General features: G+C 43.5%; 20 protein-coding genes. 6 read left to right on the top strand and 14 right to left on the bottom strand.

Annotated elements, in window-relative coordinates:
• Positions 1–85: 85 nt before the first annotated feature.
• A complete protein-coding gene (locus AB4232_RS09555; RefSeq protein WP_004733090.1) occupies positions 86–514 on the bottom strand; it encodes a RimK/LysX family protein in 429 nt (142 codons plus the stop codon).
• Between the two features lie 32 nt (positions 515–546).
• Complete coding sequence (rimK, locus tag AB4232_RS09550; protein ID WP_372087001.1) at positions 547–1,452, bottom strand: 30S ribosomal protein S6--L-glutamate ligase; 906 nt, start codon at positions 1,450–1,452, stop codon at positions 547–549.
• A 603-nt stretch (positions 1,453–2,055) separates the two neighbouring features.
• On the opposite strand from rimK, the gene AB4232_RS09545 reads away from it, so the two are divergent.
• The 5 genes from AB4232_RS09545 (at position 2,056) to AB4232_RS09525 (ending at position 8,686) form a co-directional block, all read left to right on the top strand.
• Positions 2,056–3,840: an SgrR family transcriptional regulator gene (locus tag AB4232_RS09545; RefSeq protein ID WP_372087000.1), complete on the top strand. Its 1,785-nt coding sequence runs from the start codon at positions 2,056–2,058 to the stop codon at positions 3,838–3,840.
• Between the two features lie 187 nt (positions 3,841–4,027).
• The gene (locus AB4232_RS09540; protein WP_372086999.1) at positions 4,028–5,080 is read left to right on the top strand and encodes an MBL fold metallo-hydrolase; all 1,053 of its coding nucleotides are present in this window, start codon (positions 4,028–4,030) and stop codon (positions 5,078–5,080) included.
• Between the two features lie 67 nt (positions 5,081–5,147).
• Positions 5,148–5,912, top strand: coding sequence for a fumarylacetoacetate hydrolase family protein (locus AB4232_RS09535; protein WP_372086998.1), 765 nt, complete (start codon positions 5,148–5,150; stop codon positions 5,910–5,912).
• A 190-nt stretch (positions 5,913–6,102) separates the two neighbouring features.
• Positions 6,103–7,461: a Na+/H+ antiporter NhaC family protein gene (locus AB4232_RS09530; RefSeq protein WP_372044361.1), complete on the top strand. Its 1,359-nt coding sequence runs from the start codon at positions 6,103–6,105 to the stop codon at positions 7,459–7,461.
• Positions 7,462–7,618: 157 nt separating this feature from the next.
• Complete coding sequence (locus tag AB4232_RS09525; protein ID WP_372086997.1) at positions 7,619–8,686, top strand: helix-turn-helix domain-containing protein; 1,068 nt, start codon at positions 7,619–7,621, stop codon at positions 8,684–8,686.
• A gap of 20 nt (positions 8,687–8,706) precedes the next feature.
• On the opposite strand, the gene AB4232_RS09520 is transcribed toward AB4232_RS09525, so the two are convergent.
• The 4 genes from AB4232_RS09520 to AB4232_RS09505 form a co-directional block, all read right to left on the bottom strand.
• A complete protein-coding gene (locus AB4232_RS09520) occupies positions 8,707–9,720 on the bottom strand; it encodes an alpha/beta hydrolase family protein (RefSeq protein WP_372086996.1) in 1,014 nt (337 codons plus the stop codon).
• 125 nt (positions 9,721–9,845) lie between these two features.
• Positions 9,846–11,006, bottom strand: a complete 1,161-nt coding sequence (locus AB4232_RS09515; RefSeq protein ID WP_017079588.1) for a multidrug effflux MFS transporter — start codon at positions 11,004–11,006, stop codon at positions 9,846–9,848.
• A gap of 310 nt (positions 11,007–11,316) precedes the next feature.
• Entirely contained in the window at positions 11,317–11,697 is a 381-nt protein-coding gene (locus AB4232_RS09510) for a hypothetical protein (RefSeq protein ID WP_052879966.1), read from the bottom strand.
• A gap of 155 nt (positions 11,698–11,852) precedes the next feature.
• The gene (locus tag AB4232_RS09505) at positions 11,853–13,568 is read right to left on the bottom strand and encodes a pseudouridine synthase (protein WP_372086995.1); all 1,716 of its coding nucleotides are present in this window, start codon (positions 13,566–13,568) and stop codon (positions 11,853–11,855) included.
• A 289-nt stretch (positions 13,569–13,857) separates the two neighbouring features.
• On the opposite strand from AB4232_RS09505, the gene AB4232_RS09500 reads away from it, so the two are divergent.
• A complete protein-coding gene (locus AB4232_RS09500; RefSeq protein WP_371703149.1) occupies positions 13,858–14,310 on the top strand; it encodes an NUDIX pyrophosphatase in 453 nt (150 codons plus the stop codon).
• A gap of 17 nt (positions 14,311–14,327) precedes the next feature.
• Here the strand turns inward: AB4232_RS09500 and AB4232_RS09495 are convergent, their stop codons facing one another.
• The 8 genes from AB4232_RS09495 to AB4232_RS09460 all read right to left on the bottom strand — a co-directional run bounded on the left by AB4232_RS09495 (position 14,328) and on the right by AB4232_RS09460 (position 21,536).
• Positions 14,328–14,765: a bifunctional diaminohydroxyphosphoribosylaminopyrimidine deaminase/5-amino-6-(5-phosphoribosylamino)uracil reductase RibD gene (locus AB4232_RS09495; RefSeq protein WP_372086994.1), complete on the bottom strand. Its 438-nt coding sequence runs from the start codon at positions 14,763–14,765 to the stop codon at positions 14,328–14,330.
• 264 nt (positions 14,766–15,029) lie between these two features.
• Positions 15,030–15,557, bottom strand: a complete 528-nt coding sequence (locus tag AB4232_RS09490) for a DUF4823 domain-containing protein (protein ID WP_009844743.1) — start codon at positions 15,555–15,557, stop codon at positions 15,030–15,032.
• Between the two features lie 76 nt (positions 15,558–15,633).
• A complete protein-coding gene (locus AB4232_RS09485; protein WP_372086993.1) occupies positions 15,634–16,221 on the bottom strand; it encodes a nucleotidyltransferase family protein in 588 nt (195 codons plus the stop codon).
• Positions 16,221–16,508, bottom strand: coding sequence for a putative quinol monooxygenase (locus tag AB4232_RS09480; RefSeq protein ID WP_372086992.1), 288 nt, complete (start codon positions 16,506–16,508; stop codon positions 16,221–16,223). The genes AB4232_RS09485 and AB4232_RS09480 overlap by 1 nt, the downstream gene beginning before the upstream one ends.
• A 979-nt stretch (positions 16,509–17,487) precedes the next feature.
• Positions 17,488–18,345 carry a hypothetical protein gene (locus AB4232_RS09475; protein WP_102582531.1) on the bottom strand — a complete coding sequence of 286 codons (858 nt, stop codon included), beginning with the start codon at positions 18,343–18,345 and terminating at the stop codon, positions 17,488–17,490.
• On the bottom strand, positions 18,345–19,199 hold the full coding sequence (locus AB4232_RS09470; protein ID WP_009844747.1) for an ABC transporter ATP-binding protein: 855 nt from the start codon (positions 19,197–19,199) through the stop codon (positions 18,345–18,347). Before AB4232_RS09470 ends, AB4232_RS09475 begins: the two co-directional genes overlap by 1 nt.
• On the bottom strand, positions 19,196–19,567 hold the full coding sequence (locus AB4232_RS09465; protein WP_372086991.1) for a GntR family transcriptional regulator: 372 nt from the start codon (positions 19,565–19,567) through the stop codon (positions 19,196–19,198). Before AB4232_RS09465 ends, AB4232_RS09470 begins: the two co-directional genes overlap by 4 nt.
• Positions 19,568–19,793: 226 nt before the next feature.
• Positions 19,794–21,536: an EAL domain-containing protein gene (locus AB4232_RS09460; RefSeq protein WP_372086990.1), complete on the bottom strand. Its 1,743-nt coding sequence runs from the start codon at positions 21,534–21,536 to the stop codon at positions 19,794–19,796.
• Positions 21,537–21,939: the final 403 nt, after the last annotated feature.

Below are 21,939 nucleotides of genomic sequence, written 5' to 3'. Positions count from 1 at the left end.
CTTAAACGATCGGCATTAAGTCTCAAAGACTGGCCTTTATTAATGCGCGTTGTTGACTCACTATTTGAGCTGTGGAGCAGTTCAATTAGTGAGAAATTAGAAATTCACCCGCTGGGTCAACAATCACTTTGTCACTCATGCCTTGACGACCAAGCAGCATCATATAAGTCATATCTTGACGGTTGCTTAGTGTGATATCGATAGGCCATTCCTGACCGCCGATTTTTAGCATGGTTTCAATCACACAACGGTGTTCAACTTCGCCGTTCGATGATTTGATTCTTTTACTTGTTTTCAGCTTCGCCTTGCAGCGCACTGTCTCTTCTAGGTGGTAAACGTCTGGGTGAAGATCGAACTCAACGAAGTTTTCACCATCTGTTTTTACACATAGTAGATTGTCTACGTGCAGAGAAGAGGTTTGAGCCCCTGTATCAACACGCGTATGTAGTCCAGTTATCCCTAACTCTGGTAAGCAAAGTGCTTCTGTATTCCCTATGATCATTTTATTGTTCATGTTTTTTCCAATCATGAGTAAACGGCGTTTAATCAGCCTTTGCCACGAGTACGGTTAGCGTTTGGTTTTGCATTTTTTTCAATGAACTCGAAAATCATGTCTGCCACATCTTTGCCTGTTGATTTCTCGATACCTTCTAGGCCTGGAGAAGAGTTCACTTCCATTACAACAGGGCCATTCTTAGATTGTAGAATATCGACACCACATAGGTTTAAACCCATGATTTTGGCTGCATTGATCGCTGTAGCGCGCTCTTCTTTGGTTAGTTTAACCAATTGAGCTGTACCGCCACGGTGCAGGTTAGAGCGGAATTCACCCTCACTAGCTTGGCGTTTCATTGCTGCAATAACCTTGTTACCCACAACAAAACAACGAATGTCTGCGCCATTAGCTTCTTCAATGAACTCTTGAACCAAGATGTTCGCTTTTAGGCCCATGAATGCTTCGATAACGCTTTCAGCTGCTTTGTTTGTTTCTGCTAGAACAACACCGATACCTTGAGTACCTTCAAGAAGCTTGATAACCAGTGGCGCACCACCTACGTTTTTGATCAAGTCTTGAATTTTGTCTGGGCGGCTAGCGAACCCTGTTTTTGGTAAGCCAATACCTTTACGAGACAACAATTGTAGTGAGCGCAGTTTGTCGCGAGAACGACTGATTGCTACTGACTCATTGATACAAAAAGTGCCCATCATTTCGAATTGGCGAACAACCGCAGTGCCGTAAAAGGTAATGGAAGCGCCAATACGTGGAATAACAGCATCGTATTGAGGTAGCTCTTCACCCATGTAGCGAATCTTCGGATTGTTACTCGCGATATCTATATCACAGTGCAGCGTGTCGATAACATCGACCTGGTGACCACGAGCTTCTCCTGCCGCTTTTAAGCGAGAAGTAGAGTATAGATTTTCGTTGCGAGAAAGAATTGCGATACGCATGGCGTTTCCTTAGTTAATACCTGATTGGTAACTGCAAATAAATTAGTTGTTAGCTGAGCTTTCAGTTTTTCTGAGGCTCCTTGCTTGCTTCGGGGCGAACCTTAAGGCTTTTCGTTTAACTAAGAAAACGAATTAAATTTGTCGAGTCGACAACAGAAATTTATCGTATGTGTGAGTGATTGGTACAGCAGGGTTTAGAGGGCGTTTTGAATGGAAAAGCGAGTTGAGACCTAACTCATATTGGGGGTAGGAGCATATTAGGTTGTACTCAACTCGCGTTAACTCGGTGCTTAAAAGTGTACTAATAACGCCAGTTACATAGCTCTATAAGTGTTCGAAGTGCTTCTCTTTCGAGCTTGCTACCGGTGCTTTTAAGCTTATTAAGATAGTATTTTCTCATGATGATTACTTCTCTTGTATTAGGCTTTGGTGGGAACTCAAAGTTCCTTGTTGACTCATTAATTATGGTTACTTAATAGGAAGTAATAAACAGATGGGTTTTTACTAAGTTGTTCCTGTTTTTGTCTTTTAGCGCTACTTTTGGGCTGATGTGTTTTATAATGAGCTTAATCAGGAAGGGTTGTTTCTAAAAAGGTTCATTATTTGTCTGATCTAAACATGATGCGTTATTACACAAGGCTAGATTCGTTTGAGCCTAACCTCTCACATTCGGTGACTTTGACTGAGGTGGCAGACAAGCTGTTCACCAGCTTGCGCCATGCACGAACCTTGTTAGGCAAGATGCATCAGGCTGAATGGTTGGTGTGGGAGCCAAAAGTCGGCAGGAATCAACGTTCTAATCTGACTTTACGTTTTAGCAATCAAGAATTGACTCAACATGTTGCCAGTAAACTGATAGAGCAGGGCAAATACGAAAAAGCACTCTCAATTCTAGACAATGACCGCGCTGTATTTGGTTCTCTCCTCCAAGAAACCTCAGGTGCGACGATGCGTGAAGGGCTGCTGCACGTTCAATTAACCTATAAACGTAAGTTTGAAGACTTGTTCCCGCATCATATTCACCGCAGTAGCGAACGCTTTTTGATCAGGCAAGTGTTCAGTTGCCTCGTCACTTGTAATGGCAAGGGCAAGTTGAAGCCTGAACTGGCGCACCATTGGGAATATGATGCTGAAAAATTGGTTTGGACTTTCTATTTGCGCCCAGGCTTAACCTTTCACGATGGGCAACCCGTTGACGCCAAGCAGCTCGTGTCGTTGTTTACCGCCTTACAACCGCTACCTTTCTATCAGACAGAGTTAGCCCATGTAGCTTCGGTTTACAGTGAACAGCCATTGAGGGTCAGCTTTCAACTCACCAAAGCAGATACTGGTTTTGCTGGTTTACTTGCTGGGGTTAAGTATTCGATTCAACCCGCAGCGCAAGTCACCCATGAACCGTCTCCATTAAACTCGGTGTCACATGCAGTTATTGGTACCGGTCCATTTAAAGTGGTTGAGACCAATAATGAACGGATCAAGCTCGCGGCATTTGAGCTCTATTATGGTTGTCGGTCTTTAACCGATGAGGTGACGATTTGGCAATTCGAAGAGTCGATGACGGGCAGTGCTCGCTTTGATGACAGCCAAATGCAGGTGTCACCTTATGAAGATTCGTCTTGTTTTCATCAACTCGGAAAAAGCGACGCGAAGCTGGTGTCGGCTGAAACTGATGGCCTTCGTAGCCGAGTTGAGGATGGGTGTTTGTTTATCCTTTTCAATCAGAACTCAGCGGCTAGCCTGCTAACTGATGAGCAGCGTAAGTACATCTCAGGGATAGCTAACCCACAAGCGGTTTTGTCTCAGCTGGAAAAAAACAAGGGTTTGTTCAGTGTCTCTTTAGCTCAAAACATACTGCCAAGTTGGCAGAAGTTGTATCGAACGCCTGCGAAAGAAGCACAACTGCCGACAAAGATGAGCATTGCGGTTTATAATTACTACGCGCTCTATCGTTGTGCTATTTGTGTATCAGACATCCTTAAACGATATGGCGTGGAAGTGGAGGTGAATACTTATAGCTTTCGCGAACTGGCGCAGCTCTCTCAAAGTGGCGATTTAAAAGAAGACTTGGTGCTGTGTAACTTGAACCTAGACGACAATGCGCCATCTTCACTGTTCTCGTGGTTGATGAATGACCCTGTTTTGCACTCGGCACTAGGTGAGATGAACAGTGATTGGCTCAAACAGCGCTTAGATCATCATAAAGCCTCGGTTGAACTGCCGAATTACTTGGCAGAGTTGGAGCCCGTTGCATCCACGTTGATTTCTGATTATTGGCTAGTGCCTATGTTCCACCATCTACAAACCGTGCGTTTCCAAGGTATTTTGAAAAACGTGGCCATCACCAACTGGGGATGGCCAGATTTCAAGAATGTATGGTCTGCTGATTAACCTTTCTTCCTAACTAAATAACTAAGTTAGCTCGTTTTCAAAGTCGGTTTTTCCAAAATCGACTTTGGCACGCTCACGTCTAGATAAATGAAAAGTTACACTCATTGGTTTACTTTTTTATTTTGGTATGTAAACTAGTCGGTGTAGTTTATGTGTTGGGTTTATCCTAGCCGATGAAGAGATACCAATGAGAAAATATCTATTACCGATTTTAGGAGTACTTGCCGTGGTCGCTATCGTAAGCACAGGTTCACAATCAAACGACAATCTAGATAAGCTTCCGAAGAAGTTTGTTAACAGTGAGCTGGAATACAAATCGGGTATGTCTGATATTTTTTCAATCCTGAAAGCTTATGTGACAGTGGAAAGGAATGAGCCGGTGCCACGTTCTGCATTGCCTCTAATTCCTATGACTGCCGAGCAACTGGTCGAAGAACAAGACGATGTCGCTTATCGCTTAGGTCACTCTAGCGTGATGATGAAGCTGGATGGCAAGCTAGTGATGACTGATCCTGTGTTCAGTGATCGTGCATCACCAGTTCAATGGATGGGGCCAAAGCGCTTCCACCCAACACCAATCTCACTGCAAGAATTGCCTGATATTGATGTAGTTGTGATAAGTCACGACCACTACGACCATTTAGACAAAGGTGCGGTTAAGGTATTAGCCGATAAAGTAGGTACATTTTTGGTGCCACTCAGAGTCGGTGCACTACTGGAAAAGTGGGGCGTCGATAAAGAGAAGATCATCGAATTGAATTGGTGGGAATCGGCAACGGCCTCAGATATTGAGTTCACGTTGACGCCGACACAGCACTTCTCTGGTCGTGGCTTACTTGATCGTGACCAAACACTGTGGGGGAGTTGGGTTATCAAGGCTTCAGATAAGAAAGTATTCTTTAGTGGTGACTCCGGTTACTTCAATGGCTTCAAAGAGATTGGTGAGCGCTACGGGCCGTTTGATTTAACCATGGTCGAAACGGGCGCATACAATTCACTTTGGGCGGATATTCATATGTTCCCAGAGCAAAGCGTTCAAGCGCACATCGACCTGCAAGGCAAGGTGATGATGCCAATCCACAACAGTACGTTTGATCTCTCTATGCACGATTGGCAAGACCCAATGGAACAAGCACTGGCGATAAGCAAAGAGCGAGATGTACAAATGGTAAGCCCTGTGATGGGTGAACGTTTGGTGATTTCAGAACCAGTACCTGTTCAAGCATGGTGGAAACTGTAATTGGATACCTACCCACAAGCTATAAATTTCAGTATTATAAAGCCCTATAATTTCAGGGTGATAAGACATGCAAAGTAAGTTTAGACAAGCGGCAAAGGAGTTACTAAGCTACCGAGTTGCTGGTATGAAAGCAGCGCGAATGAGTGATCAATTTCGCCCGAACAACCTTGAAGATTCTTTACACATTCAAGCATCAATGGTTGACCTTCACCGCAGTAAAGTCGGTGGTTGGAAATGCCTGTTGCCATTGAGCGAAGAGAAGTTGATCGTTGCGCCTATTTTCGAAGATAGCGTTCAGTTTGGTTCTGAATGCGAGGCTTTTTCGGATAACGGAGTAGTTCGTATTGAACCTGAAATTGCTTTTGTCTTGGCCAAGCCTTTACCAGCAAATTCCAATGGTTACACTGAAGAGCAAGTTAATGAGGCTATCGGTTCGTGTCGCATGGCTTTAGAGCTTATTCAATCCCGCTTTGCCGATGATAGTGGCGTAGAGTTCTATGAAGTGTTGGCCGATGGCTTAGCTAATCAAGGTTTGTTTCTTGGCCCTGAGCTTAGTAAAGAGAGCGCTTTTGCAGCGGCGAACTTTGAGATTGCTATTACTCAAGATGAGAAAGTGCAAGCCTTCACTGGTAAGCACCCAAACTCACTACCACAAACTCCTATCTATTGGCTGATTAACACCATGACTCAACGCGGTGTTAGCTTCGAAGCGGGGGAGGCCATTATTACCGGGTCATATTGTGGTGTTGTTGAAGTCGAATTCGATAAACTAACGACAGTACGTTATGACGAGCTGGGCGAATATGAAGTGATATTTAAACAAAAGTTATAAAGTTTTCTGCTTACATGATCTGTTCTCGAAAGGCTATTTACTGGTTAGTAAGTAGCCTTTTCTATTATGTGATGTTCAATGATGTGCTTATTACTTTGCATTAAATTGGGCGTTTAGACGTCTAGACGTTGACAAGCCTTAAGTGTGACATTAGTCTGCTCATCTTCCTGTTCTATTGCGTTGATGTTCCATGTCCAATTCAAAAAATTCTAATGCTGTAATTGCACCTTCTGCAGTTGCGCTTATCCCTCTGATCGTGTTCCTAGCGCTGTTTATTGGCGTAGGTACGTACTTGTCACTGCAAGGCGTCGATTTTGCTTTCTATCAGCTTCCAGCTCCGATTGCGGCTTTGCCTGCAGTGATGCTAGCGTTGTTGCTAAGCAAAGATAAATTGAACCGTGCTATCGAACAGTTCTTAGGTGGAGTAGGTCACAAAGACATTATCGCAATGTGTATGATCTACCTATTGGCGGGTGCTTTTGCGGCTGTAGCTAAAGCGTCAGGCGGCGTTGACGCAACCGTAAACCTTGGGCTGTCGGCGATTCCGACAAGCATGATTTTACCGGGTATCTTCCTTATTTCTGCTTTCATTGCGACCGCAATGGGTACGTCGATGGGTACCATCGCTGCGGTTGCCCCTGTTGCGCTAGGTATTGCTGACTCAGCTGGCATGAGTATTCCTCTGACTGCTGGTGTGGTGCTAAGTGGCGCGATGTTTGGTGACAACCTTTCAATCATCTCTGATACCACGATTGCGGCGACTCGTTCACAAGGCTGTGAGATGAGAGACAAGTTTAAAGAGAACATCCGCATTGCACTTCCTGCTGCATTGATAGCGATTGTCATCTTTGCTTTCAATAGCACGGCAACTCAAGTGCCTGAAACAGGCTCAATTGAGTGGCTCAAAGTTCTGCCGTACATCACTATTCTGATTCTTGCGGTATCGGGCATGAATGTATTCGTCGTGCTGACCATTGGGATCTTGCTAGCGGGTGGCGTGAGTTTAGGTTCTATTGAGAACTACGGTATGACGGATTACGCTCAAGATATCTATGCAGGCTTCGGTAACATGCAGGAAATCTTCCTACTGTCGATGCTGATTGGTGGTTTGAGTGAGCTGATGCGTCGCCAAGGCGGACTAGCGTTCCTAACTAACCTTGTAAGCGGTGTGATCCGTGCGTTTGGCTCTTCACACTCTAAGCAAGCGAATGGTCGTGCGAGCGAGCTAGGTATTGCTGGCTTGGTATCTATGGTGAACCTATGTACTGCAAACAACACGGTAGCGATTATTGTATCTGGTAGCGTGGCTCGTCAATTGGCGGAAGAGAACAACGTGTCTCCGCGTCGCTCAGCAAGCTTGTTGGATATCTTCTCTTGTGTGATTCAAGGTGTGTTGCCTTACGGTGCGCAGGTATTGCTTTTAGGTTCGGTATTTAACCTATCGCCTTTGGATATTGTAGCGAACTCTTACTACTGTTTTGCTCTTGCAATCGTGGCTGTAGTCGCTGTGTTTATCAAACACCCAGCGCGCCAAGTGGCTAACGCTTAATAGCAACTGACCAAACTTAGTTATCACTGATTTTGATAATAAAGGCTCCTGACTAGGAGTCTTTATTATATATGGCGAATGAATTACCATGAGTTCAAATTATCATCGATACTTATTGAGCTATCGACGCTATATACTCTGTTATTAAAATGGAACTTTGATGCTCGCCATTCCCTTGCCATTTGTTGCTGCTCTGTTGTTATTTATCACGGCTGTTTTGCTTCGATATCGTTACCCACAAACAAGCCAAAAACCGTTTTGGTTTATTATGTTGTGTGCGGTGATGATTACTGTTGTTGGGTTGCGTTGGACGTTTGATATTGCACTGTTCCGTTTCTTACAACCGGTTCTAGGGGCAAGTGTACCGGTGGCTGCATGGCTCTGCTTTGCGGGAGCTCATCGAAGTAAACCTTTGTCTCTTTTACATTGCTTAGGCCCAGTGGTTGTTCTGGTTGGCTCCTTTTCTTATTCGTATATTTGGGGTGGAACGATTGATCTATTGTTGATCTCGCTATATCTCGGCTATGGCTGCTTGTTGTTGAAATCATCATTTAACTTCCCAGAGCACGTCAGGCTGAGTGATGTATCGAATGTTTTGTATGCTGAACGTGTTGCTGGTTTTGCCTTACTGTTTTCGGCTCTCGTGGACGGTATTATCTCGTATGATATTTTGCTGTTTAACGCACAACACACCGACTTAATTCTGTCTATTGGTTACCTAGTTCTTATTCCTGTAATTGTTGGGGCTGTAGTCGTTGTGAGTACTAGCACGGCACCAATTCAGAAACAAAACCAGCAGCAGAGTGAATTGACAACGGCAAACCATTTACCTGAAGCAATTGATGTATCTGCTGCATCGTCGACAAGCCAAAAAGTAGATGAAGAAGTCACGCAGATCGTCGCTAAGTTTGATGCGTTAATGAAGGATCATCAGGTGTTTAAAGATCCTGATTTGTCCCTGAATCGAGTGGCGAGAAAGCTAGGTATCCCAGCTCGAAAAATATCGTCTGCGGTTAATCAAACTCACCACCAGAACATTTCAAAGGTAATTAACGCCTATCGAATTGAGCACGCTAAGACTCTCCTGATGCAAAGTGATGAAGCGATAACTGATATCTTCCTTAGTTCAGGCTTTCAGACCAAGTCCAATTTCAATCGCGAGTTTTCAAGAATAACTGGGCAAACTCCGAGTGAGTATCGAAGTTCGCCGCAAGTGTTAGATTGAGTGTGTTTGCTCTCTGTTTATCAATTCAGAAAGCTCACGATGTCGTTTAAGATCAATTGATGTAGCTGGTCGCGTGATGTACCAACGCCATCTTTACAAATAATGCCATCACCTGGCACTTCTTCTTCAAGCATTGGTACTGCCCCGGGTTTGCAGCTTTGAATAAAGCTGAAATGGGTAGCGCTTTCATAGACCTTATAGCGTCTTAAATTAAGAGGCATGTGCTCAGCAATGTAGCCAGACTCTAATGCCTGAGGTAGGTCTCCAATATCAATCCCAGCCGCCAATATTAAGGTTGGCACTGTAATGTCATTTAAGCTGCCGACTGAGAAGCTGCGAGCAAGCCCCAGATCAAGGCTAACTACACGTTGAATTCGAGGGTCTGAAAGGTTTTTATTGCTTGGTTCTGAGGGTTGGACTTGTGATAGCCCTAATTCATCAGACAGCCCACAGGTACGCGGGTTAGGGTATATAAGACATTCGGCTTCAAAGGTCGCTCTATCTATTTTCGCTCCTGCCAATTGCATCACTGTCCAGCCACCTAACGAGTGTCCGATTGCTGCGATATTGTTGGCGTTAACAGCTTGCTTCCATTGAACTTCGCTTAACAGGTAATCGATGGTTCGAGTGATATCTCGCGGCCTTTCCCACCACTTGGCGGCTTGCTCTGGAGATTGGTCGAAAGAGGTGGTTCCCGGATGGTCAGTGGCCGCTACGATGTAGCCACGACTCGCAAGTTCGGTCGCCAACCAGTTTTGGTTTCGCCAGTTTCCTCGGTATCCGTGTGATAGAAGTACTACTGGAAAAGTGCCTGATTGAATCTCAGCATCTTTGATGATTTGCGTACCGACGAAGGCTGGGTTATCGCCAATCAAGGTTGTGTCTGATACATCTTGTGTGGGATACCAAATGGCAGTGTTTAGCGGGCGATTAGGATTGTCAGTTAAGGTTACTTGAGTGAATCCGACACCGGAAGCGATGGATGGAGCACAAAGGAAAAGTAGGGATGTGAACAGTAAATGTATCCATTTCATGGTTTAACTCCAATTGAGGTGATTGGAGCCAATATGCGCTAAAGCCAGTGAGGGCGAGACCTCAAACACGATCGAGGACGCCCTAAATCGTATTTGAGTACAAAACTTAGCTATTTTGGAAGGGCTTAATTCAGCTTATTAATCACGAACTCTTTGTTTCTGACCATCAGCCACATCAGGCCGCCTAGCGTACCGACGGATAATTGAATAAAGCCTAGGTTTTCAATCAGTGACTCTGGGCGTATTGAAACCAACACCATGCCAAGCGAGCCACAAATCATGCTGAAGAACTGTATCAGTGCGACGGCAGAGCCCGTGTCATGATCTTGTTGATTCAACATCAAGTTGGTACCCGGTACTCGCATGATGATCGCCATTAATGTCGCTGGTGCAGCGATGAACATGAAGAACCAAGGGGACAGGTCGCCAATGGTTAGGGTGAATATTCCCGCAAGCGCTAATAAAGCAAAACATCCTGAGATGACCTTTTGAACCGGCATTCGGTAGGACAACTTCATGTAAATTGTTGGACCAAATGAGGCGCACAGTGCATTGAATGCGAACGCGTAACTAAACTGTTGTTCGGTCAATCCAAAGTGATCGATGTAGATATAAGAACCCGCCGCAAGAAAGCCCATCAACGCCATCGGTATGATAGAGAAAATGACCAGCAGCTTGACGAACGAGCGGTTTTTCATGACCACGCCCATTCTTCCCCATGATCGGAATATAGAACCTTGGTATTTGTTTTCGAGTGTTTCTCGGTAGCAGCAAGCTAATACTGACGCAAATGCACCAAAAATGGCGAGCGTGACAAACATCATTCGCCAAGAAGCAATTTTCAGTAGAAAGGCACCAAATACAGGCGCAACCATTGGCGCGATGATCACCAGTGACATGATAGTCGCCATGATCTTTTCACGTTCTCGGCCGTCATAAAGATCTTTGACAATGGCGGTAGCGATAACGGTGATGGCACTGCCCGCAAAGGCTTGGAATACACGAGCACCAATCAACTGTTCGATGCTATTGGTCATCGCGCACAATATGCTCGCGACCATATAACCCGCTAATCCAATTAATAGGATCGGCTTACGACCAAATTTTTCGCTGAGCGGCCCCCAGAACAAAAGACCGATGGCGTAAGTAACGAAGTAGCTGCTCAGGGTTAGGTTGACCATTGATCGGTCAGTATTAAACACCTCGACCATCTGCGGAAGCGCAGGTAAGTAAAGGTCGATGGTCAATGGAGGGAAAGCACTTATTATGACGAGAAAAAATAGCATACCGGTCTTTCCCAGTACTGGTTGTGGTCTCTTCAAGGTGGCTCTCCGTTGTCCAAGATAGGTTTCTAATTGATGTGATATTGATATACAGAAGGTTAAGGCACGTCAGACAAGAAGGATAGAGGAGTTCGAGAATATAGTGAAAGTATCGATGAGCTTATCTCTATGAGTTCGAATCTACGAAGTCGGTCTGCATACTGAATTGTATTACAAAACATTATTACTTTTATAGCTAACGAGTTCAATCAGTTAGTAGCAGGGTAGCTTGTAATCGCCAGCGACACATTGTAATGATTATCGAGTTGGCTTGTTATCTTTTCTTTGGGCGTTTTTCGACTAAACCGTTACGCTCTAAACCACGTCGAACGCTGCTGCATAGTTTACCAAAGCGGCGCAGTTCTTCGAAGTTAGGGCCTTGGCCAATGGAAATACTGTGCTCCCAATACATTAACTCACTGTCGACCATCTCTAGCAGTTTCTTAGAGCAACCCGAGCAATTTCCTTTTGGCCCACAGATAAACGTCTCCGACTCGTAAAGTGGGAGCTCGTTTTTAACTTCTTCAATTAAGTTGAGCATTGCCGAGTTTAAGTCTGGCTTTTTGGATGTAATTGGTTTCAAGCTCGTTGCTTGAGTTGCAATTAATGGGGAAGTCAGTTTGTTAGGTTGTAAATTCAAAGCAGCTGATGACATATCAAAGGCCTCAAGGAGAGAAGAAGGTGGGCATGCTACTCTTCACAACAAAGTGAATCTTGATGTAATGCAATAAGCGTGGAGATATACCCAAAAGAGGTAGGAGCCACAAGCTATTGTGACTCCTTATCAAAGCTCGGTACTAATGAGAGGTTTTAGAATTCAGCGTCGAACTGAAACTCCATCCACTCTTTGGTCACAGGGTGGTGCAGCGCAAGTCTTTCCGCGTGTAGGTGCAGTCGGTCGGCTTTATTGCCATATAGGCCATCACCGACGATAGGCATGTTAAGGCCTTCTTCATGTGAACAGTGAACACGCAACTGGTGTGTACGCCCTGTTTTAGGGTGCAGGTAAACCTTAGTGGTTTGCTCGTTTCGCTCAATCACTTCCCATTTGGTTTCTGCAGGCTTGCCGTGTTCGAAGCAGACAATCTGACGAGGGCGGTCATACAAATCACCACGCAATGGTAGTCGAACATAGCCTTCATCGTCTGCTAGAACGCCTTCAATCATTGCCACGTATCGCTTCTCGACTTCACGAGTAATGAACTGCTTCTGCAAGCTCTTGTTCGCACGTCGTGTGAGAGCGAAGATGAGAATGCCAGAGGTCGCCATGTCTAAGCGGTGAATAACGAATGGCCCTTCAACTTCGGGATGCATTTCTTGAACACGTGTGTAGGCGGAATCTTTGATAGTTTTACCCGGCACGGATAGAAAACCTGCTGGCTTGTGGACTACCACGATGTGCTCATCTTGGAACAGAATATCCAGCTCTTTGCCTTCAGCTGGATTCTCTAGCAATGGGTTTGGGTCGACTTCAAGGCCTTTCATCATATGACCTAAAATCGGCACACATTTACTCTGACAAGAAGCGTAGTATTTCTTGTGTTTACGGATCTCCGACTTTGGAGAGCGACCCCACCAAAACTCAGCCAATGCCAACGGAGTGTAGCCATTTAAATACGCGTATTGCAGCAGCTTTGGAGCGGCACATTCGCCAGAACCCGCTGGTGGTATCTTGTATGGGGTGTCTTCAAAGATCTGGTTCAGATCCTCAATGTTTCCTTCCGCATTTTGGAAAGCGTATTGTGAAAACAACTTGTGTTGAAGCTGATGAGAAAGGTGTGCTCTTTGCTCTTTTAATTCAGCCAGTTGAGTCGTGAAAACATCAACTTTAGCCTGCAACACTTGCAGGGTCTGTTCCCAGTTGAGTTTTAGGTATTTCTGCTGGTTCTTGTCGGCAACACTGGCCTTGTTTAGCTCGTTATTTAGCTGTTCGAAAGCTTGCTCATCAAGGTTTTCTTTGCCTTGTTCACGTTGTTCTTTACGCGTTTTTCGGCCTTCAATAATCAATAGACGTTGCGCTTCAATCTCTTGCTCAGCTTGCGCTTTCTGCTGCGCCAGTTGCTCGCACAATTCAAGGTATTCAGTATTTGCTTGCAGCGCTTTAAACTCAGCGTTGACAGCCATCATGTCGGCTGTGTCTTGATGGAAAAAACTGTCGCTGCTGAGCATGTCGAATACGGGCGGCACAAAGTGAGGCAGTAGGTTTTGGTCGGCGATTTTACCTGAGAAAGCAGAGAAGTACCCCAATTCACCCTCTGGACTTTTCACCAATAACACACCAAACATTTTGCCGCGACCAGCGTCAGAATCCAATCCGAAGTCATGCTGCCAATCGGTTTGAGTTTCTAGATACTGTTGAAGCTGATGAGAGGCGATTTCACACAGTGGGTGTGGTTCGTAGTAGAACGGGAATGTGAAACGCTCAGGCAACGAATATGACTCGATCGGCTGTTGAAAACGAGTGAAGCAATGCTCAGGTGTGTGGCTGTTTTCTGAGTCGTGCGTTGGTTTTGTTGATGAGTACATAGTCGTATTAATACTTATATCGTGGTGATAAATGATTGAGTCTACTGTGTATGTTTAGAGGTTTTAAACACAGTACAAGGCGGCGATTCTACTCTTTATCGAAAAGCGCCTCAAATAAGAAATGGTTCTATTACTGGATAGCTAAGCGAGACGGTTAACACGGAACCCATGAGTTATGGCTTGAACTTCATTAATTGATGAGTAACTTCTCGTTTTTAATCATAGAAGGTAACTTCACAAACGAAGGGTGGTAGCCTTGCCGCCCTCTTATGAAAACTAAGGTAACGTTATGATTCCACTCAATACTTCAATTGTATCCGGTGTCGCTCTTTCAGAGATCGACGGACAAATGAAAATGCTACTAATGAAGCGTGTGAAGGGCGAGTTTTGGTGCCATGTCGCAGGCTCGATTGAAGCGGGTGAAACAGGCTGGCAGGCTATCGTGCGCGAGTTTGAAGAAGAGACCCAAATTAAAGTGGAAGCTTTGTATAACGCGCAGTTTCTGGAGCAGTTTTACGAGGCTCACGTTAATGTGATTCAGCTAATCCCTGTGTTTGCGGTGCTATGCCCACCCAACCAAGCGATTGAACTGAATGACGAACATACAGAGTACCGCTGGTGCGATTTAGAGGAAGCGAAAGCACTTGCGCCGTTCCCCAACCAACATGCCGTCTACGATCATATTTGGTCGTATTTTGTCGATAAGCCAGTCAATCCGCTTTACCGAGTGAAATTGAATTAGCACTGGCTGTTTAAGAGCTAGGACTTACCAAGATACGGGGTTAAAAAGGCGCTTACCTGTTCTTGGCATAACCCTACATCGACTTTCACGCCGTGCGACTCGAGTATCGCCACACCACGACCATTATTGCGAGGGTCAGGGTCTAGCATCGCCACTACTACGTGTTTTACACCTGCTTTAACCAATGTACTGGCGCAAGCGGGTGTTCTGCCAACAAATGAACATGGCTCTAAAGTTACGTAAGCGGTAACGCCTTCTATTTCTCCATCCGTTTCGCAGTCATAGCCATTCAGTGCTTCAACCTCGGCATGATTCCCACCGACCTTTTGCGTATATCCAACAGACACCACCTTATCATTTTTCACCAAAACACAACCCACAGGCGGGTTTGGTTGGCAATCGGGTAGGGCTTGGCGCGAAGCTTCAAGAGCTTGCAGCATATATTGTTGGTTCATGGTCGTTACTCAGTATGACGAGAGCGCGCAGCAGTTAGTCGCCAGGCGCGGTTGATGAGCTGGTTAGTCACTAACTTACTAAGCTAATAAATTATTAAGCTAAGCAAGTGGGGGCATGTTCGATCTGATTGGGCTTTTAGTCAATGGTTTTAGTACAGAGGCAAAGTTTGATTCGACATAGGTTAACCATGCTAACTACGGTGTCATAAGGTAGAGTTGATGTTGTCTACGCAATAGAGCTCAATTATTGAATCACCACGATAATTAATTTAATAGGCTAGCCATAAATTCGCTGACCGGCTCTGACAATAAATCTTGTGGGTGGTCACCGCCAAAGGTAGCTAGCCCGCTTTTTCCTTCGATTATGCCAGACTTAATAATTACTTTTGTTTTAACATCAACAACTGTAATTTTTACGCTTACTTTATCTGGCTTTGCTGACCATTCAGTCGCGCGATCTTCCCAGTGTAATATGGTAGGAAAAATTAAGTAGTCGAACTCATTGCTTTTCGCATATTCAAGGACAAAATTGTAATCAGCTGCTTGGTTAGCGATTGCGACGTTGTTTAGTTTTGTGAATAACTCTGATTGAAGAGCTTTACTCACCATTAGTCCTGAGCCTGAATAATAGTGCTTCCCATATTCCCCATTCTTTGAGCGGCCGATTAAAACTGAATCACTTGTTTCAAATTTAGCTGTCGAGTTTACATCCGTAACCTGAAGTTTATGTGTATCAGCACACCCAATGATAACTAAGCTTATAAGTATCAGTAACGCACGTAAAATCGACATAACAGCTACCTTATATGGATGTGAGTTAATATTAACCATAGTTTATATTAAACATATTAATGTAAAAAATTTGCGACTAATTAGTACGAGCGACAAATGACCCTTTGAGACTCAAACAACCAATAGTTAACTTCGGCCAATGAGTTAACCAGTTTTTAGACTGAACTCGTTGATCAAACACGTCTCTGCTGCGATTGGGATTCGGTGTGATCTTTAAATCAAACAAACTCTCTAAACCAAAAGCCGAAATGCACTCGATTTCCCCTGTCGGGCTTTGCTTGACGGCGACTGCGGTTTCTTTCTCTGGCCAGTAACGCATCGCATCCAATGAGCTTTGATAGGGCTCATCCTCGTTTCGAGTATGCATGTTGGCTTGATTGCGAACTTGCCAATTTAATTCAGGCAACCGTTGTTGAAGTAGAGCCTCGTATCTAAGACCCGATTCGTAGAAGGTATCAATAGGATCAAAGTAGATCACATCAATATCATTAAGTGGAGTCGGGGAGGCATAACCATGTAGGTCGTCCCAAACTAGGTTTCTCACAAAGCCCGCAGCGACATAACACTGCGGTAAATCCAACTGAGAGACACAGTCTAAAACCTGTATTCGTAAGGGATCTTGTTTGATCAACGTGACGATGTGGTTGGCTAGCGGGTGTATCATTATGATGTCGGAACGTCGGTGACTTGGTAATGACGTGTCACGTTCTTGGAGGTTTCACCCCATTCAGACGTTTTTACTCGCTGTTGGTGCGCTTCAAATGCTTCTCGATTCGTAAACTCTTCATAAACTTCAAATCGATTAGGCTGAAGTGAACTTTGGCTGACTCGAAATACAATACAGCCAGGCTCTTCCAGTGTCAGTTCTTTGTGTACAACCAGCGCTTGGGTTACTGCTTCGAGGTCGTTGTCTGGCACTAGAATATGCCCTTGCAGAATGACTTTACTCATAATTACGTCCATTTAATTACGTCTATTTAATTTTGTCCACTACGGCTTTCTTCTATAAAAAGCTCTACCCGTTACAAACATAATCCCATTTTGATGTTGTGACGTATAGGCTAATGTGGCGATTAATTGTTCACATTGAATATAGAATTGGTTACGCTGTAACTTTATGGGTGGGGTGAGTAATAAAAGATAAGATGCTGGAACTAAATCAGCGTTGGTCCGGTCTATTAAATTAGTATCACTGAACTGTATTGATACTGAAATGAATTTGTCATCTGAGATAACTAATCTAAATTTCGAACAACGGCTTAATAGATTGAATTGAGCCATAGTTGATAACTAGGTCATACTTTGATGTAAATGGTACTCGAAACTCTATATATTTTGTGACTTGTATCATTGATCTGGCCATCAAACACCGTTAGATTCGAATGGTAGGCAATAGAAATAGCTCATGAAGAGCAGATAAAGAAAAGGAAATATCCCTTATGAAAAAAATGAGAAGAGCACAGCTTCATCGCGTTCGCATCCAATACTGGAAAGACACAGCGAAAGAAGCTTCAAAGAAATAAGCTTTAAATCGTAAAGCTTTAAAAAAGCTGAACAGCTTAATCAAATGTAAAACGCAACAAACCGATTTCAATAGCACTCTCAAGGACCTTCATCTGGTCGGCAACTAAAGAAATTACCCCCCAAAGAGCTGGCAGGCATTAACAGTAATGCAATTCAATGTCAGCTCATTAATACCTCCTAGTTTATCCTCACTCAGCACTCAGCACTCAGCACTCAGCACTCTGAAGCAAAACCAAAACCAACCACCAATCCGTACCTTTGCCTCTATCACGAAAACCGTTGTTATAATTCAAAACACCTAACAATAAAACAGCAGCCAATAAAAAAGCTCCTGATTTCTCAGAAGCTTTGATTTAGATTTTGATATCTGATTTGGTTACCCGTTGAGGGCTCAGAATAAGTGACTCTATCGTTGGAACAGCGTCTTCAAGCTCACATCGTCCGTTCTATTTAGCTTTAGGCTCAGCAGATAGCCGCCAACACCAATCAGCACATAAATACCCAAAGACAAAACCGGCGCTTCTGCAATCGCACTGAATGGGTTGCTCGCCGTTAGTACCTTTATTGGTAGTGATGCGATGAGAGAGAAGAAGTCATTGATGCCATAGAATCCAAATACGGCGACCGAGAGTAACTTAATCGCATAGCTTGAGATAAAAATGACAAGCAGTGGAGAATTCACTAACTGCGAAATTGCCAGGGTAACGGTTGCTAGTGGCAATAAAACCAGTGCAACTAACATCATTCGCCCAAAGAATACCAACCAATTGCTCAGCACATAAAACAGTGATTGCTGCTCTACTATCAATGCCAATTGTTGTTCGCTTGAGACGTTCAATATCCAGAATAGGAAGTCAGCGAATAGAACTAATAGCGCGCAGATAGCCGGAATAACCACTAGACCGAAGCCTAGCTTAACGCCGTGAGTCATGGCATTGGATACTGGCATACTTCTCCAAAACATCGAACTGCCTTCTTGGCGCTCTTTACGCAGTGTTTTAGGGATGTAAAGCGTCGAAAGTATGAGTGAAATAAGGCCAGCACCAAAGTAGATCACTGAGTTGAGGTCTTGTGCAAACTCTCTGTGGATGTCGCTCACGTCGCCATTCACTTCCATTTGGAAGAAGAACTCATGCTGCGCTACGCCATTGAAAAACAAACTAACGAACAGCAAGAAACCACATAACGCGATAAATAGAGGTAATCGAGTGTTAATTTTGTGCTCGATCAGTTCTTTTTCTAGCATATAAAAAGTTGGGTGCATTATGCCTTCTCCGTCTGTGTTGCAAGGAATAGGTCTGCGAGACCAACGTTGTAGATGTTACCCAATGATTCAACTTGCGCTTTGTATTGACCTTCCAATAACCACTTAGTGGTTCCTAGCCCTGGCTGTGAGGTCAGTGGATTGAGTTTCTGAATTTCGCTTGAGTGGTTGTTTGCGACATCGATAATGAAATAGTCGTTCTCGATGTCTTCCATGCTCTTTTGCAGCACACAATGGCCTTGTTTTAGAATCAATACGTCCGTTAATAGGTGTTCAATTTCTGAAACCTCATGGCTGGCAATGATCATCGCGCGTTCGCCGTCATGGAACCACTCTAGGAGGTGGCGATAAAAAGTATCGCGGTAGAGCAGATCTAGACCTAGCGTTGGCTCATCTAAGATCAACACTTGAGTGTCGGTCGCGATAATGATTGCAAGGTGAAGTTGTACCTTCATCCCTTTAGAAAGCTGTTTGATCGTTGAAGACAGCTTAATGTTGGTGCTACTTAACGTCTGTTCTGCTTTTTGCTTGTTGAAGCTTGGGTGCACGCCTTGGGTGTATCGAAGCAGTTGTTTAACGGTCATCCACTCGGGTAGCACATTAACATCTGAAATGTACGACAGGTGCAACATGAGTTCTGCATGCTGGTGGATAGGGTGATAGCCGTTAACTTCTATCTCACCTTGATAGCTGTGTCCGCCAAGCAGTGATTTGATCAGAGTCGATTTCCCTGCGCCATTGTGGCCTAGCAGACCAAGCACTTGCCCCGGTTTTAACTCAAAGCTGATGTTCTCGACACCCACTTGATTTGAATAGGTTTTGGTTACGTTTTTCACTGAAAGTAAAGTACTCATGACTTGTCCTTTATATGTTGTTCTAGCTGTTTCACGAGTTCTTCGACACTCATATCAATGATGCCTAGCGTCTCAGCGATGGCTGGGATCTGTGTGTTGATGAATGATTGATGTGCGGACTCTTTCAATTTTTGAAGTGCCCCTTCTGCGACATACATACCTTGGCCGCGTTTTTTCTCTACCAAGCCTTCATCCACCAGTAACTGGTAGCTTTTCATGACAGTAAGGTGGTTGATCTTGAGATCGGCGGCAACCGCACGCACAGAGGGCAGTGCTTGTCGCTCTAACCAAACACCTTGAAGAATTTGGTCACTGATCTTTGCCGCTAGCTGCCTAAAGATCGGTTGGTCGTCTTTCCATTCGGTCATAATTAAAACTGCATGGTGATATATATGTGTATAACACTAAACTTTTTATTTAGATTGGCAAGGTTTTTATAAAAATGAAGAGTATATTTTTATGTTTGAGAGAAATGTATTGGGTTATGAGAACGCTTGAAGCCTACTTCCTTGTGGGCTCTCAAGTCGTTGTATGATCAATGGCAATTAAACAAGAAAAGGGAGGTCATCAATATTTAAATGAGGTGGTAGATAATTACTCCTCCGAGTGACTAGGTCTACTGTACAGATAACCTTGATGTAGGTTGTAGCCTAACTGACATAAGATATATTGCTGCCTGCGCGTCTCGACACCTTCATAAATCATCGTGATGTTTGATAAGCGTCCAATCTCCGATATATTAAGCAATACTCCTTGATGATAATCTCCTGACTCAATGTCTTTAACAAAACAACGATCCAGTTTTAGGTAGGTCGGAGAGATAGCACTAATTATTTCAATGTTGTTGTTACCTGTACCAAAGTCGTCTAGCGCGATGGTGATTCCAAGATCTTTGATCATTTTGATGTTGTCGATGACCTCATAGCCATAGCCAATGTTTGAATACTCTGTTATTTCTACGACAAACTCATTCGCTTCCATCGTGACTAAATGCTCTTTGAGCTTTGTAAAGTTAGATCCCACCAACGCACTCGGGCACACATTGACACCGTAGATATCATGGCTATTGTCTAACTTCGCTTTTTTTACTGTTTCAATGATTAAAATAGTATGAAAGGTCAACAAATTAGTACGTCTCATGGTGTTGATGAAACTCAGAACGCCTACGTTACGCACTCTAGACAATAACTCGTAATATAAAACGCTATTGTCGTCAGTGTTGATTATGGGCTCTTCCTCGAAGGATATGTGTCGCCAACGAAGCAGGTAAATGCCAAAGCCAAGAATATATGAGCGATAAAGTAGCGTGGCGATCACCAGAGAAAAAATGACCCACAGAAGCACAATATCATCACTGTAGAAAGTGATGGTTGCACCGGTTGGAAGTGGGGCTTGATAAATAGGCTGACTGTTTTCGCCTAGGTTTAATATGTAGTGACCATTCTTTTGTATGGAAACTGAATCAACCAAAAGAGGGAGTAATGAGTTCTTATATCTAGCTTCAATAGACCATTTAGAAATACGCGCAATGAGTTCGATGTCCTCTTTGGGGTCTGAGAAGCGTGAATAAGCAAAATCTAGGCTATCGTCAAAATTTTCAATTTGGTCTAGTTCAACCATTTTTGATTGTGTTTTGGATATGTAGCATGAACCATAAGGCGTTGTCATCAAAACAGAATCAAGGTTAAGTGAGTGCCTCAATGCGTACACTGCAACTTCGCTATCACAGCCATAGTTCATTACTTCCTCTACTATTTGCTTTGCGTTTTTACTGTATTCATCTGCAATTTTCGTTGTATAAAGGATTTGGAAGAAGTAGACAACGAACAAAAAAAATGAAGAAACGGTACAAACGGTTATAAAGCCTCTGATCAACTCTTTTTGGTAAGTGTTGAGCATCAGCTTCAACATCTCGATATGGCTGAGCTTGAATTGGTTGATGTTGCATTTTGGTGTTATACGGTTGGTTGTACTTTTATCTAGGTCGATAAAATAACCAACCTTATAAAGGTTCGAGATAAGTTCACTATTATTGTTAATTTTGGCTTTCTTACACAGATTCCTATACTTTTTTCTTATCGAAGCAATAATGTTCTTTAAAGCGTACAAGCTGAACTCTTCATCGAAGTGTAATTTAAATGACTTTTCAACATCTCTAGCAGATTGAGGGTTTGATATCGATGAATGCTCAATAAGATATTTGAAAACAAAACTTTCTTTACTATTAAGACTTTCCTCTGATATCTTATTACTGTTCCTTTTTATGTATATTTTTTCTTCATTATAAATTAATTGCAAGCTCTCATAGTTATTGTTTATATTGAAAGAACAATGCATAGCTTAACTCCTAAGCGATAGTTATTATATTTACGTGATTGATATGTGATGCTGAGATTTTCATTCAACCTAAGAGTCCTTTCTAAATAACATAACTAAAATGTCACTATTTCTCTCAAGATGTTGATACTAATCGCAGAATTTTGGGGTCAATAACAGGTTATAGAGATGTTCACCCAAAACTTGAATTTATAAATAAAAGTTGATGATTTACAAGGGGTAAAGTGGATTTATCCATTTATTTTGGCATTTATCCATTTCTAGGGGCTGGATTTTTACTTTTTGTCTTGTTCTGTAATTTTTGTCATTCCCTCTTTGGAAAGCTAATTTGGCTTTTGGTTTTATATGATTAAATTATTTATATGTCAGATCGCCCGGTTTTTTATGATTGTCTCGATATGGT

This window comes from Vibrio sp. 10N.286.46.A8, assembly GCF_041470165.1.
Lineage (GTDB): Bacteria > Pseudomonadota > Gammaproteobacteria > Enterobacterales > Vibrionaceae > Vibrio > Vibrio tasmaniensis_A.
This window is presented reverse-complemented; position numbering and strand designations above follow the sequence as displayed.